The 17,528-nt window shown below is 70.5% G+C and carries 13 protein-coding genes and 1 tRNA gene; 6 read left to right on the forward strand and 8 right to left on the reverse strand.

Annotated elements, in window-relative coordinates:
* Window positions 1–439: 439 nt before the first annotated feature.
* From gnd to AC4NN1_RS03810, 4 genes are all read left to right on the forward strand, one after another.
* Window positions 440–2,029: an NADP-dependent phosphogluconate dehydrogenase gene (gnd, locus tag AC4NN1_RS03795; RefSeq protein WP_491954576.1), complete on the forward strand. Its 1,590-nt coding sequence runs from the start codon at window positions 440–442 to the stop codon at window positions 2,027–2,029.
* An 80-nt stretch (window positions 2,030–2,109) separates the two neighbouring features.
* Window positions 2,110–2,508 carry a VanZ family protein gene (locus tag AC4NN1_RS03800; RefSeq protein ID WP_081626473.1) on the forward strand — a complete coding sequence of 133 codons (399 nt, stop codon included), beginning with the start codon at window positions 2,110–2,112 and terminating at the stop codon, window positions 2,506–2,508.
* A gap of 49 nt (window positions 2,509–2,557) precedes the next feature.
* Entirely contained in the window at window positions 2,558–3,283 is a 726-nt protein-coding gene (locus tag AC4NN1_RS03805) for a response regulator transcription factor (protein ID WP_018188361.1), read from the forward strand.
* Window positions 3,280–4,764 (forward strand): sensor histidine kinase, encoded by a 1,485-nt coding sequence (locus AC4NN1_RS03810; RefSeq protein ID WP_336123945.1) that lies wholly within the window; start codon window positions 3,280–3,282, stop codon window positions 4,762–4,764. The genes AC4NN1_RS03805 and AC4NN1_RS03810 overlap by 4 nt, the downstream gene beginning before the upstream one ends.
* Window positions 4,765–4,866: 102 nt before the next feature.
* Here AC4NN1_RS03810 and AC4NN1_RS03815 read toward each other — a convergent pair whose 3' ends face one another.
* From AC4NN1_RS03815 to AC4NN1_RS03845, 7 genes are all read right to left on the reverse strand, one after another.
* Complete coding sequence (locus AC4NN1_RS03815) at window positions 4,867–6,420, reverse strand: FAD-dependent oxidoreductase (protein ID WP_491954577.1); 1,554 nt, start codon at window positions 6,418–6,420, stop codon at window positions 4,867–4,869.
* The gene (locus AC4NN1_RS03820; RefSeq protein WP_363458542.1) at window positions 6,417–7,283 is read right to left on the reverse strand and encodes an FAD:protein FMN transferase; all 867 of its coding nucleotides are present in this window, start codon (window positions 7,281–7,283) and stop codon (window positions 6,417–6,419) included. The genes AC4NN1_RS03815 and AC4NN1_RS03820 overlap by 4 nt, the downstream gene beginning before the upstream one ends.
* A complete protein-coding gene (locus AC4NN1_RS03825; RefSeq protein WP_336123950.1) occupies window positions 7,280–7,759 on the reverse strand; it encodes an FMN-binding protein in 480 nt (159 codons plus the stop codon). Before AC4NN1_RS03825 ends, AC4NN1_RS03820 begins: the two co-directional genes overlap by 4 nt.
* A gap of 165 nt (window positions 7,760–7,924) precedes the next feature.
* Window positions 7,925–8,962, reverse strand: coding sequence for a ribose-phosphate diphosphokinase (locus AC4NN1_RS03830; RefSeq protein WP_491954578.1), 1,038 nt, complete (start codon window positions 8,960–8,962; stop codon window positions 7,925–7,927).
* A complete protein-coding gene (glmU, locus tag AC4NN1_RS03835) occupies window positions 8,934–10,406 on the reverse strand; it encodes a bifunctional UDP-N-acetylglucosamine diphosphorylase/glucosamine-1-phosphate N-acetyltransferase GlmU (RefSeq protein WP_491954579.1) in 1,473 nt (490 codons plus the stop codon). Before glmU ends, AC4NN1_RS03830 begins: the two co-directional genes overlap by 29 nt.
* 1 nt (window position 10,407) lies before the next feature.
* A tRNA-Gln gene (locus AC4NN1_RS03840) sits at window positions 10,408–10,479 on the reverse strand.
* A 69-nt stretch (window positions 10,480–10,548) separates the two neighbouring features.
* A complete protein-coding gene (locus tag AC4NN1_RS03845) occupies window positions 10,549–14,172 on the reverse strand; it encodes a glycosyl hydrolase 53 family protein (RefSeq protein WP_491954580.1) in 3,624 nt (1,207 codons plus the stop codon).
* Between the two features lie 87 nt (window positions 14,173–14,259).
* Between AC4NN1_RS03845 and AC4NN1_RS03850 the strand changes: the two genes are divergently transcribed.
* Both AC4NN1_RS03850 and AC4NN1_RS03855 read left to right on the forward strand, forming a co-directional pair.
* A complete protein-coding gene (locus tag AC4NN1_RS03850; RefSeq protein ID WP_020097035.1) occupies window positions 14,260–14,757 on the forward strand; it encodes a MarR family winged helix-turn-helix transcriptional regulator in 498 nt (165 codons plus the stop codon).
* A 7-nt stretch (window positions 14,758–14,764) separates the two neighbouring features.
* Window positions 14,765–15,685 carry a pseudouridine synthase gene (locus AC4NN1_RS03855; protein ID WP_491954581.1) on the forward strand — a complete coding sequence of 307 codons (921 nt, stop codon included), beginning with the start codon at window positions 14,765–14,767 and terminating at the stop codon, window positions 15,683–15,685.
* On the opposite strand, the gene AC4NN1_RS03860 is transcribed toward AC4NN1_RS03855, so the two are convergent.
* Complete coding sequence (locus AC4NN1_RS03860; RefSeq protein WP_020097034.1) at window positions 15,686–17,494, reverse strand: ABC-F family ATP-binding cassette domain-containing protein; 1,809 nt, start codon at window positions 17,492–17,494, stop codon at window positions 15,686–15,688.
* Between the last annotated feature and the right edge of the window lie 34 nt (window positions 17,495–17,528).

A 17,528-nucleotide genomic window follows, 5' to 3' on the forward strand; every position in this document is an offset into this window, starting at 1 on the left:
CGGCCTCGTCTGTCGTCGGGGCCGATGCGGCCCAGACATGGTCTGTGGTTCGACTCGAACGCGTGCGCGTGAGGAAAGCCGCGAAGCCTGCTTCACCGCGTCGATCACGGATGCTGTGCATCCCTCGCCGAAGTTCGGACCGAGTCTACCAGCGCGGTGGATACGATGGAACGTCAGTCCCCCACGCCCGAAACACGGAGGAACACATGGACTACGGATGGATGTCGCACGCACTGCTCTGGTTCGTCGGAGCTCTGAGTACCGCGACCGCCGTCTGCGTTGTCGGCGCCTTCTTCTCCCTCGGCCGCAGCTACAAGGACTGACCCCGTCACACGAGACACCCCCTCCGGGTCAGCGGATACAGTGACCGGGAGGGGCTTCGCCGGTTCCGGCATCCACCCCTGATCCGCTCACAACTCACGCAGACCTGGAGCTACGCATGTCGTCGTCCCCCTCTTCCACCGGACACTCCAACGACCAGGACCAGGCTCCTCACGAAGCCACTCAGCAGCACGAAGGGGCTCCGCAGCCCGAAGAGGTCGACCGTCCCACGCACCCCGAGGCGTCCGCCACGGGCAGCGACTCCGGTGAGGCCAACATCGGCGTCGTCGGTCTCGCGGTCATGGGCTCCAACCTCGCCCGCAACCTCGCGTCGCGCGAGGGCAACACGGTCGCCGTCTTCAACCGTTCGCGCTCGAAGACCGACGAGCTGATCGAGGCCCACCCCGAGGCCGAGTTCGTCCCCGCTTTCACCTACGAGGAGTTCGCCGCGTCGCTGCAGAAGCCGCGCACCGCGATCATCATGGTCAAGGCCGGCAAAGCGACGGATGCCGTCATCGACGAGCTCATGCGCGTGTTCGAGCCCGGCGACATCATCATCGACGGCGGCAACAGCCTGTTCACCGACACCATCCGTCGCGAGAAGGCGGTCTCCGAGGCGGGCTACAACTTCGTCGGCATGGGTGTCTCCGGCGGCGAGGAGGGCGCGCTCAACGGCCCGTCGCTCATGCCCGGCGGTCCCGACGAGGCATGGGTCACGCTCGGCCCGATCCTGAAATCGATCGCCGCCGTCGCGGAGGGCGAGCCCTGCGTCACCCACATCGGTCACGACGGCGCGGGCCACTTCGTGAAGATGGTGCACAACGGCATCGAGTACGCCGACATGCAGCTCATCGCCGAGGCGTACGACCTCATCCGCCGCGGCACCGGCAAGACGCCCGCCGAGATCGCCGACGTCTTCGAGGAGTGGAACCGCGGCGAGCTCGAGTCCTACCTGATCGAGATCACCGCCGAGGTGCTCCGCCAGACGGATGCCACCACCGGCGAGCCCCTCGTCGACGTCATCGTCGACCAGGCCGGCGCCAAGGGCACCGGCGCGTGGACGGTGCAGACCGCCCTCGACCTCGGCGTCCCCGTCTCCGGCATCGCCGAGGCCACCTTCGCCCGGTCGCTGTCGAGCCACCGCGAGCAACGCGACGTCGCAGGCGAGCTCCCCGGCCCCTCCTCCGAGGACTTCACCGTCCCCGACGCGGACGCCTTCATCGAGCAGGTCCGGCTCGCCCTCTACGCCTCGAAGATCGTCGCGTACAGCCAGGGCTTCGACGAGATCCGCGCCGGTGCCGCCCAGTACGGCTGGAACATCGACCTCGGAGCGGTCAGCAAGATCTGGCGTGGCGGCTGCATCATCCGCGCCCAGTTCCTCAACCGCATCGCCGACGCGTACGACGAGCAGGCCGATCTCCCCGTCCTGCTGACGGCGCCCTACTTCGTCGAGGCGCTCGGCCGCACCCAGGATGCCTGGCGCGAGATCGTGCGCGTGTCGGCGGCCGCCGGCATCCCGGCTCCCGCCTTCAGCTCGTCGCTGGCGTACTACGACGGCCTGCGCGCCGACCGCCTGCCGGCCGCCCTCATCCAGGGTCAGCGCGACTTCTTCGGCGCGCACACCTACAAGCGCATCGACAAGGACGGCACCTTCCACACCCTGTGGTCGGCTGACCGGACCGAGGTTGAGGCCGAGGACACCCACTGAGCCGCAGCGATACGGCGCTGCGGGTCCACCGCGTCGCCGCGCGCGTCGTCCTCGCGATCCTCACGGGCCTCTACGCCTGGATGGTCGCGTGGATGACGCTGCGCGCGGCGCCGTACGGCTCCGACATCGCCTCGGGTCTCAACCGGCTCCTGGCGTGGTTCGCCGAGCGGCCGTCGACCGCGTGGATCACGTTCGACCGCGTCGAGTTCGGTGCCAACGTGGCCATGTTCGTCCCGCTCGGGGTGATCGCGGTGCTGTGGTTCGGCGTGCGCGGCTGGTGGGCCGCTCCCCTCATCGGCGCGCTCGCGAGCGCGACGATCGAGACGCTCCAGGCTCTCCTGCTCGATGCGCGCGTGGCGGACGTGCGCGACATCATCGCGAACACCCTCGGGTCGGTCATCGGAATGTGCCTCATGCTGCTGCTCGCCTTCCTCCTCTCGCCGCCGAACCCGCGTCGGTACGAGGAATCCCGAGCGTGACCGAAGCGAAGGCATAGCCCGCTCATAGATATGTCATGAGAATGGAATCATGACGATGCCTGCCCCCCTGCTCCAGCGCCCCGACGGCTCCCCTCTGCGTGTCCTCGTCGTCGACGACGAGCAGATGCTCACCGATCTGCTCTCGATGGCCTTGCGCATGGAGGGGTGGGAGGTCCGCACCGCCGGGTCGGGGTTCGACGCGCTGAACGCCGCGCGCGAGTTCGCGCCCGACGCGATGGTGCTCGACATCATGATGCCCGACCTCGACGGGATGTCGGTGCTGCAGCGCCTGCGCCAGGCCGGCGACGACGTGCCCGTCCTGTTCCTGACGGCGAAGGACTCGGTCAGCGACCGCGTCGCCGGCCTCACGGCGGGCGGTGACGATTACGTCACCAAGCCGTTCAGCCTGGAAGAGGTCGTGGCGCGGCTGCGCGGCCTCATGCGGCGGGCCGGGGCATCCGCCGGCACGGCCGACCCGATCCTCCGCGTCGGCGACCTGACCCTCAACGAGGACTCGCACGAGGTGTTCCGCGGCGACGACGAGATCGAGCTCACCGCCACGGAGTTCGAGCTGCTGCGCTACCTGATGCGCAACCAGCGCCGCGTCCTGTCGAAGGCGCAGATCCTCGACCGCGTCTGGAACTACGACTTCGGCGGTCGCTCGAGCGTCGTCGAACTGTACATCTCCTACCTCCGCAAGAAGATCGACGCGGGCAAGGAGCCTCTGATCCACACCGTCCGCGGCGTCGGCTACATGATCAAAGCGAGCCAGTGAGCAGCAGCCCCCGCCGCCGCCGGCACCGGTGGAGTCTGCAGGCACGGCTGATCACCGCCGTCGTCTCGTTCGTCTCGGTCATCCTCATCACCGTCGGCCTCGGCACCGGGACGGTCCTCGAATCCGTCCTGCGCGAGAACCTCGACGCGAAGGTGACGCGCGCGCAGGACTCGCTCGTCATCGACCTGAACAGCCGCGCCGAGGCCATCCTCAGCCGCAGCCGGCCGGAGCGCGGCACCCTGCTCATCGTCAACAACATCGCCGGGCCGAGCGCGGCGTACATCGACGACGAGGGCGACGTCCGCACCCTCAACATCGGCCGTATCGCCAGCACCCCGCTCGACGAAGCCGGCTGGGCGGACGCGAACGTCGAGGGACTCGGCGACTACCGCCTGCACGTCCAATCGGCACCGTATTCGAGCATGACCACCGGGCTGCCGACCTCCGAAGTCACGAGCGTGAGCGCACGGATCGTCACGACCGTGGCGCTGCTCACGACCGGCGGGCTGCTCGTCCTCGCCGCGATCATCGCGCTTCTCATCCGTCGCGCCCTCGCCCCCCTGCGTTCGGTCGCTGCGACCGCCTCCCGCGTGGCGGCGATGCCCCTCTCTGAGGGGACGGTGCGTATCTCCGAGCGCGTCCCCGACGAGGACACCGACACCCACACCGAGGTCGGCCAGGTCGGTCACGCCCTCAACACGCTGCTCGACCACGTCGAGACCTCCCTCGCCGCACGCCAGCGCAACGAGGAGCGCATGCGGGCGTTCGTCGCGGACGCGAGCCACGAGCTCCGGACACCGCTCGCCTCGATCCGGGGATACTCCGAGCTGTCGCTGCGCGGCATCCGTCAGGCCGAGTCGTCTGGGACGGCGGCTCCCGGCATCGTCGCCGAGACCACCCGGGAGTCGCTCGAGCGCATCCAGGCGCAGTCGCTCCGGATGACGGCGCTCGTCGAAGACCTCCTGCTGCTCGCCCGTCTCGACGAGGGGACGGAGCTCGTCTACAGCGCCGTCGATCTCACCCGCCTCGCCGTCGAGGCCGTCTCGGACGCCCGCGTCGCGGGCACCGACCACGAGTGGGTCCTGGACGTCGCGGACGAACCGGTCATCGTCGCCGGTGACACGGGGCGCCTGCACCAGGTCGCCGCGAACCTCCTGGCCAACGCCCGCGTGCACACCCCTGCGGGCACCCGCGTGACGACGACGGTGGAGACCCGCGACGGCGAGGCCGTCCTGCGCATCCACGACGACGGTCCCGGTATCGACCCCTCGATCGTCGACGACCTGTTCGAGCGCTTCAGCCGCGCGGATTCATCGCGCGCCCGCCAGACCGGCGGGACGGGCCTCGGTCTCTCGATCGCCCGGGCGATCGTCACCGGCCACGGCGGGCGCATCGTCGTGGCATCCGAACCCGGTTCGACGACCTTCGAGGTGCGTCTCCCCGCCCGGCCCGACTCCCCCGCCGACACCGCGGGAGCATAGTCCCCGGCCCGCACGGGGGAAGCAACACGTGAGGTCCCACTCCGGCCGGGAATCGAGACGGCTTTCCCGGCCGGAGTGGGACCTCACGCACGCGCCGCGGGCTCAGTACCCGCTGAACGCGTCGGTCGTGATCGACTTCGCCCGCTCGAGTGCGGGGGTCAGCGTCGCGATCAGGGCGGGCGGGCCCGACACGTACGCGTGACGCCCGGCGATGTCGGGCACCAGGCGCAGGAGGCTCTCGGCGTCGAGTCGTGCCCCGCCGCCCCACGTCCACCCGACGGGCAGGTGAGCGGGCTCGTCGCGGGTGATCACGATGACCGGGATGCCGGCCGCCTCGAGGTCCTCGCGGAACGCGAGCTCCTCGCTCGCAGACGCCACGTAGACGAACACGACGTCGCGACTCTCCTGCGTGAGGCTGATGTGCCGCAGCTGCGACACGAACGGCGTCACGCCGATGCCGGCGGCGACCATGAGGACGGGCGCGTCGGTACGACGCGGAAGCACGAAATCGCCCCAGATGCCCGTGATCGCGAGCTCGTCGCCGGGCTCCACCGTGGCGATCGCCTTCTTGTAGCTCGACTGGGATCCCTCGCGCATCGCGATCTTGACGAGCGGCAGTTCGGCCGGCGAGGAGAGGATGCTGAACTCCCGCCGGGTGCCACGGGAGTCCGCGCGCGCGTGCGGGACTTCGAGCTCGAGGTACTGACCCGGCGCGAAGCGAACGGGACGCTCCGTCCGGAAGCTGTACTCGCGGACGCTCGGCGTCACCGCCGTCCGCTCCACGATCGTCAGCCGGACAGCGGTGCGCATCGCGAAGACGAAGGCGACCAGGTTGCCGAGGAGGAGCGCACGCTCCTGACCGAGCGTGATGGCACCCAGCGAGATCGGCCATCCCGCCAGCACACCGACCACCGCGGCGACGGTGAACTGCTGCCAGCGTCGCGGCGGCAGCGTGAGGGGCTCGGACAGCATTAACGCGCCGAGGAAGAGGAAGGGCGAGGACAGCACGAGGCTCGTGAACGTCATCCCCGGGTCGAGGGCGAAGCCTGCGGCCTGCGCCTGCACGATCGTGCGGACGAGCCCCACCGCGATCGCGATCACGAGGAATAGTCCCACGACGCGGACCTTCTCGGTGCGGACCAGGACCGCCAGTCCCAGCAGCAGCACCGGTACGACGAGCGCGGGGGTCCCGACCCACCAGGCCGATGCACCGAGGTCGGGGGCCCAGATGCTGACGATGGTGAGTGCGGTCGCTCCGGCGGCGGCCGGGTTGAGGATGTGACGTCCCTGCCAGGCGATGACGTACTTCGACAGCGACGCGATCGCGCCGGCGATCACGAGGCCGAGCAACGCCAGCGGCTCGAGCGAGGGCCGCAGGACGAACACCAGGATGAGTGCCGTGATGAGGGCCGACTCGATGCGCCACGGCCGACGGACGATCCGCTGGGCGATCGCGTCGACGGCCGCGATCGACACCGCGAGGACGGCGACCGACACGACGAGCGCGAGGGGGTCGACCGACACGGCGCCGGTGAACGAGAGCACCAGCGCGATGACGGCCAGCGCGGACAGCGCGAGGAGGACCAGGCGGTACATCGACAGCCGGCCGAGGACGCCGAGGAGACTATTCCAGGTGGCACTGAGGGACGAGATCACGAGAACAACTCCGCTTCGCATTGGGGGGACCACTCGACGGAGCCGTCGGTGCGCATCCGCACCCACCCGACTCCCCATTCGGCGGCCAGCTGGGGGCCGCCGTCGAAGAACAGCGCGGTGGCGACGGCATCCGCTGTCATCGCATCGTGCGCCACGGCCCAGGTGGCCGCGTATTGCCGCACCGGCTGGCCGGTGCGCGCGTCGAGGACGTGATGGAGACCCTCGCCCCATGCGCGCCTGTTGACGGCGGAGGCGCAGAGGGCGGCATCCGTCACCGACCAGACCCCGATCGCCACGGAGGCGTCGTACGGGTGCTCGAGGGCGATCCGCTGGGTCGTGCCTCGGATCGCGATGTCGCCGCCCGCATCGACGACCGCGGCGCCGCCGGGCACCCGCGTCAGGACGAGGTCGGCGAGCCGGCCCTTGCCGAGCGCACCGACGTCGAGCAGGGCCGGTTCGGCGAGACGGAGGGTGCCGTCCGACCACGTCACCGATCGTCGCCAGTCGAGCGGAGCCGCCACGGCCCCGCGGTCGACGAGCGAATACGTCGCATCGTATCCGCGGCGGGCGAGGCTCTCCCCCACGAGGGGGTTCACCGCACCGGAGGTGGCGGCGTCAAGGGCGTCGTAGGCGTCGAGCATGGCGGCCGCGTCGGCGGGCGCCGGTACCCCTCCTGCCGTCTGCGACAACCGCGTCACGAGCGAGTCTGCGCGGAAGCGCGACCACTCGCGGTCGAACGCGCCGATGGCGTCCGTGATCTCATCACGGACGCCATCGTCGAGAGGGGAAGCGGCGTCGATGCGCCAGAGCGTCCCGATCGCCTCGAACGCCCAGGAATGGGCGAGGGGCGCGGTCGGGGTCATGACGCGGCTTCGGTCCGGATCTCCTTGACCGCCGCGTTGAACCCGCCGCTGGTGAGCGACGAGCCGCCGACCTTGTCGACCGTGAGGTCGGCGAGCTTCTTGCCGACGGCGACATCCTTGATGCCCCCGATGAACTCGCCCTGGTACCGCTTGGATTCCTGAGCCTGCGGCTCACCGGTGACCTCGACGTCGGTCACCACGTCGGACGCGACCGTCAGAGTGACCGAGATCTTCTCGATGGTCTCGGGGGTCTGGTAGGTGCCGTCGGCCGTGTAGGTGCCGTCCGTGAAGCTGGTGGACCCTGTCGACGAACCGCTGCCGGCGTCGGCCGAGGCGGCCGGATTCTGCGAGGCGGTGCCGGAGTCGGCGGTGGACGTGGTCTGGCCCGCGCATCCGGCGAGCAGAGCGAGGCCTGCGACGGATGCGGCGGCTGCGCCGACGCGGAGCGGTCGGGGTACGGCTGTGGTGCGGATCATGAGTGGTCCTCCTCGGGTCGTGCCCGCCCGGTCTGGAGCGAAGGGCGATGACTCCAGGAAATCGATCCCGGACATGGCGATGCTTGCAGAAGCCTATGCATCGGCTGACAACGAAGGCCGCCCGGTGAACGAGACGCTACCGGACGGCCGACGGATGAGGAAGATTCAGGCTGCGCCGTCGAACATGCTGGTGACGGAGCCGTCCTCGAACACCTCGCGGATCGCGCGGGCCAGCAGCGGCGCGATCGGGAGGATCGTGAGAGCGGGGAACCGCTTCTCGGCGGGCAGCGGGACCGTGTCGGTGACGACGACCTCATCGATGGACGGATCCTGCAGGCGCTCCACGGCGGGGTCGCTGAAGATCGCGTGCGTCGCGGCCACGATGACACGCTCCGCGCCGTTGGCCTTGAGAGCCTGCGCCGCCTTCACGATGGTGCCGCCGGTGTCGATCATGTCGTCGACGAGCAGACACACGCGGCCCTCGACCTGACCGACGATCTCGTTGACCGTGATCTGGTTCGCGACGTTGGGGTCGCGACGCTTGTGGATGATGGCCAGGGGCGCGCCGAGGCTGTCGGACCAGGTGTCGGCGACGCGGACGCGTCCGGTGTCGGGCGACACGACGGTGAGCTTCGCGCGGTCCTCGGTAGAGAGGGTCTTCTCGAAGTACTCGAGGAGGACGGGCTTGGCGAACAGGTGGTCGACGGGACCGTCGAAGAAGCCCTGGATCTGCGCGGCGTGCAGGTCGACGCTCATGACCCGGTCAGCGCCCGCGGTCTTGAACAGATCCGCCACCAGGCGCGCACTGATCGGCTCGCGCCCGCGGCCCTTCTTGTCCTGCCGGGAGTACGGGAAGTACGGCGCGACGACGGTGATGCGCTTCGCGGATGCCCGCTTGGCGGCATCCAGCATGATGAGCGTCTCCATGAGCCACTCGTTGACCGGCGGACCGAAGCTCTGGATGAGGAAGAAATCGCACCCGCGGATCGAGACCTCGAAACGGGTCAGGATCTCGCCGGAGGCGAAAGTGCGGTGCTCCGTGGGCACCAACTGGGTGCCGAGGGCTGCGGCGACCTCGGTCGACAGCTCCTCGTGCGAGCGTCCCGACGCGACGACGAGACGCTTCTTGGTCTTGGCCACCAGTCCCGGCGCGATTCCGCGCTCGGTGTCGAGGTCAACCGTGTGCTGCTTCTTGCGACCCATCGCCAGCTTCCTGTGCGGACCGGACACGAGCGGCGGCTTCTGCCGCTCCCGTTCCCGGTCGATTGTTCTCGACCCACCCCGCGACGTTCCGCTGGGGGGCGATGCTGAGGGCGAGGGCGCCGGCCGGGACATCCTTGCGGATCACGGCTCCTGCACCCGTCTTCGCGCCCTCACCGATCCTAACGGGCGCGACGAACACGTTGTGCGAGCCGGCGTGGACTTCGTCGGCGATCTCGGTGCGGTGCTTCGAGATGTCGTCGTAGTTCGCGGTGATCGCCCCGGCGCCCAGGTTCACGTTGCGGCCGATCGTCGTGTCGCCGACGTACGACAGATGCGGGACCTTGCTGCCCTCGCCGATCGTGGAGTTCTTCGTCTCGACGAAGGTGCCGATCTTGCCGCGTTCGCCGAGCTCGGTGCCCGGGCGGACGTAGGCGAAGGGACCCACGGTGGCTCCCGCGCCGATGACCGCGAGCGTCGCGTCGGTGCGGGTCACGGTTGCTCGCGCGCCGATCTCGCAGTCCACGAGGCTCGTGTCGGGCCCGATCGTCGCACCCTCCGACACGCTCGTGGAGCGGAGGATGTGGGTGTTCGGCAGGACGGTGACGTCGGGCGCGAGGGTCGCGGTCACATCGATCCAGGTGGTCGCCGGGTCGATGACCGTGACCCCTTCGAGCTGCCACCGGCGGACCGTGCGGGCGTTGAGGAGGCGTCCCACCTCGGACAGCTGCACGCGATCGTTGACGCCGTACGTGACGGTGACGTCCTTCGCGACGGATGCCGCGACCCGCCCGTCCGCGCGACGCAGGAGCGCGACGATGTCGGTGAGGTACTTCTCCTGCTGCGCATTGTCGGTGCCGACGTGGGGCAGGTGCTGGCGGAGCGCCGCAGCGGCGAAGACGTACATGCCCGCATTGACCTCGGCGACGGCGGCCTCGTCGGGCGAGGCATCCTTCTGCTCGACGATGCGGGCGACGCTGCCGTCGCTCTCGCGGATGATGCGGCCGTACCCGGTCGGGTCGTCGACGACGGCGGTCATGAGCGTCGCCCCCGCGCGGACGGCGCGGTGTTCGGCGACGAACGCGCCCAGGGTCTCGACGTCGGCGAGCGGGCAGTCGCCGCTCAGGACGAGGACGTCGCCGTCGAAGCCGCCGAGCGCGTCGAGCGCGACCTCGACCGCGCGGCCGGTGCCGGGGATCTCGTCCTGGTCGACGACGACCACCTCGGGCGCGACGCCGAGCACGGCGTCGGCGACCAGGTCGCGCTCGTGGCGGACGACGACGACGACGTGCGCGGGAGCGAGGTCGCGGGCGGTGTCGAGCACGTGGCCGACGAGCGGGCGCCCCCCGATGCGGTGCAGCACCTTGGGGAGGGAGGACTTCATCCGCGTGCCCTGGCCGGCGGCGAGGATGACGACGGCGAGGCGCGGATCGAGGTTGTCGGTCATGCTCCGCCGCCAGGATTCGAACCTAGACCTCACAGCTCCAAAGGCTGTCGTGCTGCCATTACACCACGGCGGACCGCAGCCGACCGGGGGTCCGGCGGCCGCCTGACAAGTCTGCCATGCGGCCGCCGTCCCTCCGGGCGCGTCAGCGACGCACCGTCACCGTGAGCGGCGTGCTCGTGCTCGTTCCGGCGGCGTTGCGGAACTCCACCCTGTACGCGTGCGATCCGCGGCTGACGCCGGATGCCGCATAGGTCGCCTGCTGCGCCTTCGGCGTGCGCGCCGCGAGGTCGCCCTCCGCGACGACGCGGCCGTCCTCGAAGACCCGGTAGGAGGTCGCGTTCGTGCCCCACCACAGGTTGGCGGTGACCGTGAAGGTGCCGTCGCCGTCGTGGTTGTCGTGGCTGAGGACGGGGATGCCGGGGGCCGCGGCATCCACCACGACCGTCATCTCGGCGGTGCGGGTCTCACCGCGGGTGTTCGCCAGCACCGCGGTGTAGCGGTAGGTGCCGTCCGCGCGGCCCGTGACCGGGACTCGGGCGGTCTGCGCCCACGTGCCCCGGTACGCAAGGGGCACGGTGTCCAGAAGCCGGCCGTTCTCGTAGAACCGCACCGACGAGGCGTTCTCGCCCCACCACAGGTTCATGGTGAGCGTGTAGTCGCCGTCCTTGAGCCCCGTATCGTACCCGTTGTCGTTCGACAGGGTCGCCGTCCCGGGTCGCGCCGTCGCGGTGTCGGCGTCCGTCCGGACAAGGCCGGCGCGGACGTCGACGAGGAGAGCCCGGGCACGATCCACCTCGGCCGCGGTGGGCCAGGCGGCGGCCACGACGATGCGGGCCTTCTCGACGGCCGCCGGGATCCGCGCCGACGACCACGCGGTGTAGGGGGCCGTGTCGAGAGCCTCGAGGTCGGCGATGCCGGCGGCGAGCTCGCCGGTCGAGACGCGCTCGCCGGTGCGGACGACCCGGATCTGATCGACGGTGCCCCACGCCTCGGCGGGCAGGTCGGCGGCGACGCCGACGGTGAGGATCCCGTCGGCCCCGACCGTGACGGCCGGAGTCGTGCCGGTGCGGAACTGCTGCCAGCCCTCCAGCGGGACGGGAGCATCGACGGTGCGACCGCCGGTCGTCGCGGTCACCGTGAGGGCGCCGTTCCCTTCTCCGTCTCCCTGCTCACCGTCTCCCTGCGCGGTCGCAGAGACGGCATACGTGCCGGGCGTGACACCCGCGATGCGCTGCGTCACGGCGAAGCGGTACGCGGACCCGGACCAGAACGACACCGCACGCGCGCCGGCTGAGGCATCCGTCGTCGCGCCGATCGTGGCGCCGGTGCCGGTCACGGTCCACGGCGACGCGTCCGAGGATTCGAAGCCCCCGTCGCGCACCCAGGCGGCCGCCGTCACGGTGACGGCCGCGGTCACGTCCGTGCCGGCGGCGCGGCCTCTCACCTGATACTCGCCGGGGCCGGTGATCCACGAGACCGCGTCCGACCAGGTCGCGGGTGCGGTGCGGACCGCCCCGTCCCACGCGCGGACGGTCACGGAGGCGGGCAGTCTCACCGGCTCGCCTTCGCCGACCGTCACGGCGACCGGCAGCACGACCGGTGCCGGTGCCTCACCAACGAGCACGAGGCCGTCGAAGGCAGCCGTCAGCGCGGCCTCGGCGGCGGTGACGCGATCAGCGCTCGGCGCGGAGGACGACAGGACGAGACGCGCGATCCGAACGGCCTCGTCGAGCGTCTCGATCGATCCCGTGGTGGCGGCCGAGCGTTCGACGTCGTCCGCGCGGTCCACGAGCGCCCGCAGGCCCGCGGTGTCCACCGCGTCGGCCGCTCTGGTGAGCACGAGGTCGTCGAGCGTGCCCCAGGCGCCGGCAGGGAGGGATGCCGCCACCTCGACGGTCGCGCTGCCGCCCTCGGCGACCGTGACGGCGTCCGTCACGGGAGTCGACCAGGCACGCCAGCCGTCGAGCCCGAAGTCGGCCGAGGCCGCCGCATCCCCGGACGAGACGGTCAGTCGGACGTTCCCGTCGCTGCCCTCACCGTCGCCCTGCAGCGCCCCCGATGCGGAATAGCGACCGGCCGGGAGCCCCGACACGGTCTGACGGAGCGTGTAGGTGTAGGCCGATCCGGAGTAGAAGTGCGCCGATCGCTCCCCCGTGCGGGGATCGTCGGTGGCCCGCAGGGCCAGTCCCTCACCGGTGACGCGCCACATCGACACGTCCGCGTCCTCGAACCCCGGGTTCCGCAGTCCGTTCACGGGACGGATGACGACGGTCACCGTCGTCGCATGGCCGGACGACGTCGTGCCGCCGAGCGTGTACGTGCCGGGCCCGCCGATCCACTCGGCATCCCGCGACCATTCGACCGTCTCGTCGTCGACGGATCCGTCGTTGAAGGTGACGGCGACCGTGGCGGGGAGGACGATGTCGTCCCCATCGGTGAACGAGACGGTCGGGTCCTCGACGTCCACGACCTCGCGCGGGGCGACGGCGCCGGTCCGGGCGTAGGAGAACACGTTGAGGGATTCGAGCGGGGTGCCGTCGGCCGCGAAGAGCGCCTGGTTGTCCCAGGCGGATCCGCCGTACCAGTGCCCGGCGTCCTCGGGTTCGTACTCCCCCGCGAAGCTCGACGCCCACCCCGACCCGTCCCGCTCCCACAGGACCTTGTTCTGCGCGAGGCGGTCGGGCGGACCGACGGGGAGCCAGGCCGGCTCCCAGTAGAAGACGCCGATGCCGGCGTCACCGACGTCCACCACTGCCTGGATGACGTTCCGCACTGCGGTCGCCTGGCCCTGCACCGAGACGGGGTACTGCGTCGCCTCGGAGGGGAGGTCGATGACGTTGCCGTGGCCGTCGGCGTCGTCGAGCGTGTGCGCCCACGACGTCTCGGCGACCATGACCTTCTTGCCGTAGGTGTCGGCCACCTGCCGGAGGACCGAGGTCAGATTCGCCGTGCTGCCGTGCCAGAACGGGTAGTACGACGAGGCGAAGACGTCGTAATCGACGCCGTACGTCTTCAGGTTGGCGGCGTACCCGGCGTACCGGCCCGCCGTCTCGGGGTTCGTGAAGTGCACGGCGACGAGGGCGTCGGGATACACGTCGCGGACGGCGGCCGACCCGGCCGAGAAGATCTTCGCCATCCCCGGCCACCCGGTGACCCCCGCGACGGCGTTGTTGGTCTCGTTGCCCACCTGCACCATGTGCACATCGACGCCGGCGTCGGCGAACTCCCCGAGGGCGTCGGCGGTGTAGTCCCTCGTCTGTGCGGCCTTCTCGTCGACGCTGAGGTCCCGCCAAGCCTTCGGAGCCTGCTGCTTCGCAGGGTCCGCCCAGAAGTCCGAATAGTGGAAATCGACGAGGACCCGCAGCCCCGCCTCGGTGGCACGGCGACCGATCTCGACGGCACGGTCGACATCGACGTCGCCGCCGCCGTACCCGTTGCCGTCGGCGTCGAACGGGTCGTTCCACACCCGGACGCGGACGTCGGTGACGTCGTGGTCGGCGAGGACGTCGAACAGGTCAGCGGGCTCGCCCGCGTCGTCCCGGAACACGACGCCCGAGGCCTCGAGGGAGAGCACGGACGAGACGTCGACGCCGTTGATGAAGTCGGCAGGCAGGCCGTCGACCTTCGGGACGACGATGCCCGCGTCGACGGGTCCCTCGGCGGCCGAGGCGACCGGTGCGGTGATCACACCGGCGCTCAGCATGCCGAGGAGGAGGGCGGTCGTGGCGGTGGCGGCGGTCGTCCGCCGGGCGCGCGATGCAGGCATCGAGGTGATCCTCTTCGATCTCGGCGGTCACGTCATCGCCCGCCCTGTTACCGGTCACAGTAGCAGGCGCTCTGCGATGATGAGGAGATGGTCCCCGAACATGACGAGGTCGACCGGATCGTGAGCGCGTGGGTCGCGCAGCGACCCGATCTCGACTTCTCCCCCCTCGAGGTCCTCTCGCGCGTGGACCGGCTGTCGCGCCATCTCGACCGTGCCCGCCGCGACGCGTTCCACCGCAGCGACCTGGAGCCGTGGGAGTGGGATGTGCTCTCCGCGCTGCGCCGCGCCGGCGAGCCGTACCGGCTGAGCCCGAAGCAATTGCTCCAGCAGACCCTCGTCTCGAGCGGCACGATGACGAACCGCATCGATCGTCTCGTGGAGCGCGGCCTCGTCGTCCGCGCCGCCGATCCCGGTGACGGCCGCGGCGTGCTCGTCACCCTCACCGAAGAGGGACGAAACCGGGTGGATGCCGCGATCACACGACTCGTCGATGCCGAAGCGGAGCTGCTGGGCCAGCTCTCGCGCGCCGACCGCGAACGCCTCGCAGGGCTCCTGCGCAAACTCAGCCTCGGCTTCGACGCCTGAGTCCGCGATGGCGATGCGCGCTCCGCTCCCCGTCCGCGACGGGGTGGGTCCCACCCGGCTCCGAGTACCCCGGACGGGACCATGGGCCACGATCGCGGAGTACGTGACGGGACGGTTCTCGCACATCGACCCGGAGGTCCTCCTCGGCCGGTTCGATCGCGGTGAAGTGGTCGCGTTCGACGGCACGCGGCTCTCGCGGGAGACGCCGCTGGGAGCCGAGGACTTCGTCTGGTACTACCGCGAGCCGCCCGACGAGCCCGCCATCCCTTACGACGTCACGGTCCGTCACCTCGATGACGACCTGCTGGTCGTGGACAAGCCGCACTTCCTCCCGACGACCCCGGGCGGCGGGTTCCTCATGAACTCCGCCCTCGTGCGACTGCGGCAACGGTTCGACAACCCCGACCTGACGCCCATCCACCGACTCGACCGCGCAACCGCCGGTCTCGTCATGTTCTCGGTACGCCCCGCGACCCGCGGCGCGTACCAGACGCTCTTCGCCGACCGCGCCGTCGAGAAGGTCTACGAAGCGGTGACGACGATCCCGGGCAGCGGGATGCCGCCGCTCCCCCTCGTCGTCCGCTCGCACCTCACGAGCACACGCGGAAGCCTCCGCGCGATCGTCCACGAGGACCGCGAACCGAACGCCGAGACGCTCGTGGAGGCGATCCGCGTCGGCGAGACGGCGGCTCACCTCCGGCTGCACCCGCGCACGGGACGCATGCATCAGCTGCGCTCCCACCTCGCCGGGATCGGGCTCGGCATCCTGGGCGACCGGTTCTACCCGGACCTGCTGGACGAGGCGCCGGACGATCCCGAGCGCCCGCTGCAGCTCCTGGCCCGTGAACTGCGGTTCGTCGATCCGCTCAGCGGCGAACAGCGCGAGTTCACCACCGGCCTCGCGCTGCGCGAGGCCGACCGCGTCTGATCAGCCCAGCTCTTCGCTGAGCTCGAACCAGCGGTCCTCCGCCTCGGCGACCTCGGTCTCCATGGCCGCGATGTGCTGCATCTTCTCGCCGAGACCGACGTAATCGCCCTGGTCGTGGTCGGCCAGGGCCGCCCGGGCCTTCGCGATCTGGTCCGACAGCTTCTTGATGCGACGCTCGAGGCTCGTGACCTCCTTCTCCGCCGTGCGACGATCAGCGCCCGACAGAGCGGATGCCGTCGGTGCCGCGGCATCCGCCTTCTGACCGCCGGGAGTCGCCGCACCCGTCGCCTGCGGCTGGCTCGCGCGCAGGCGCAGGTACTCCTCGATCCCGCCGGGGAGGTGGCGGAGACCGCCGCCCATGACGGCGTACTGCTGATCGGTGACGCGCTCCATGAAGTAGCGGTCGTGGGACACGACGATGAGGGTGCCCGCCCAGGAGTCGAGGAGGTCCTCGATGGCCGCGAGCATGTCGGTGTCGAGGTCGTTCGTCGGCTCGTCGAGGATCAGGACGTTCGGCTGGTCGAGGAGGATGAGCAGCAGCTGCAGGCGTCGCTTCTGACCGCCGGAGAGGTCCTTCACGGGGGTGGAGAGCTGCGCCGAGGCGAACCCCATCCGCTCGAGGAGCTGCCCGGGGGTGAGCTCCTGCGCCTTCGAGCCGGCACCGAACGTGTAGGTCGTCCGCAGGCGCGAGACGACGACGCGCACCGGCTCGTTCAGGTGCGGGTCGAGCTCGTCCATCCGCTGCGTGAGGGTCGCGACCTTCACGGTCTTGCCGTGCTTGACCCGTCCGCTGGTCGGCAGGACCGTGCCCGAGACGAGGCCGAGGAGCGTCGACTTGCCGGCGCCGTTGACACCGAGGATGCCAGTGCGCTCCCCCGGCGCGATGCGCCACTCGACGTCCCTGAGGATCTCACGGCCGTCGTAGGCGACACCCGCATCGAGGAGGTCGACGACGTCCTTGCCCAGACGCGCCACGGCGAGGGACTGCAGCGAGACCCGGTCACGGATCTCGGGTACGTCGGCGATGAGCTCGTTCGCCGCGTCGATCCGGAACTTCGGTTTGGTCGACCGCGCGGGGGCACCTCGCCGCAGCCACGCGAGCTCCTTGCGGGCGAGGTTCTGCCGCCGCGCCTCGATCGTGGCGGCCTGGCGGTCGCGCTCGACCCGCTGGAGGATATACGCCGCGTAGCCGCCGTCGAAGGGCTCGACGATGCGGTCGTGGACCTCCCACGTCTTGGTGCACACCTCGTCGAGGAACCACCGGTCGTGGGTCACCACCATCAGGGCACCCGATGACGGCGACCAGCGGCGCTTCAGGTGCTCGGCGAGCCAGGCGATCCCCTCGACGTCGAGGTGGTTGGTGGGCTCATCGAGGGCGAGGACGTCCCAGTCCCCCGTGAGCAGCTGGGCGAGCGCCACCCGGCGGCGCTGGCCACCCGAGAGCGTGCCGATGGCGGCCTCCCAGTCGAGGTCCGACAGGAGACCCGCGATGACGTCGCGCACGCGCGCGTCCCGCGCCCACTCGTGCTCGGGGCCGTCGCCGACGACGGCGCGTCCCACCGTGAGGTCGTCGGGAAGGACGTCGCTCTGCTCGAGGACGCCGATCGTCACGCCGCCGCGCACGGTGACGCGTCCGGAGTCGGGGTCGCGGCGACCGGCGAGCATCGCCATGAGGCTCGACTTGCCGTCGCCGTTGCGGCCGACGATGCCGATGCGGTCGCCCTCGTCGACGCCGAGCGAGACGCCGTCGAAGACCACTTTGGTCGGGTATTCCAGGTGCAGGGCCTCGGCCCCGAGAAGATGTGCCATCACCTCCAGGCTACGCGGCGCCGCCTGACCGCTC

It is taken from the genome of Microbacterium sp. MDV22-iso44, assembly GCF_058629135.1.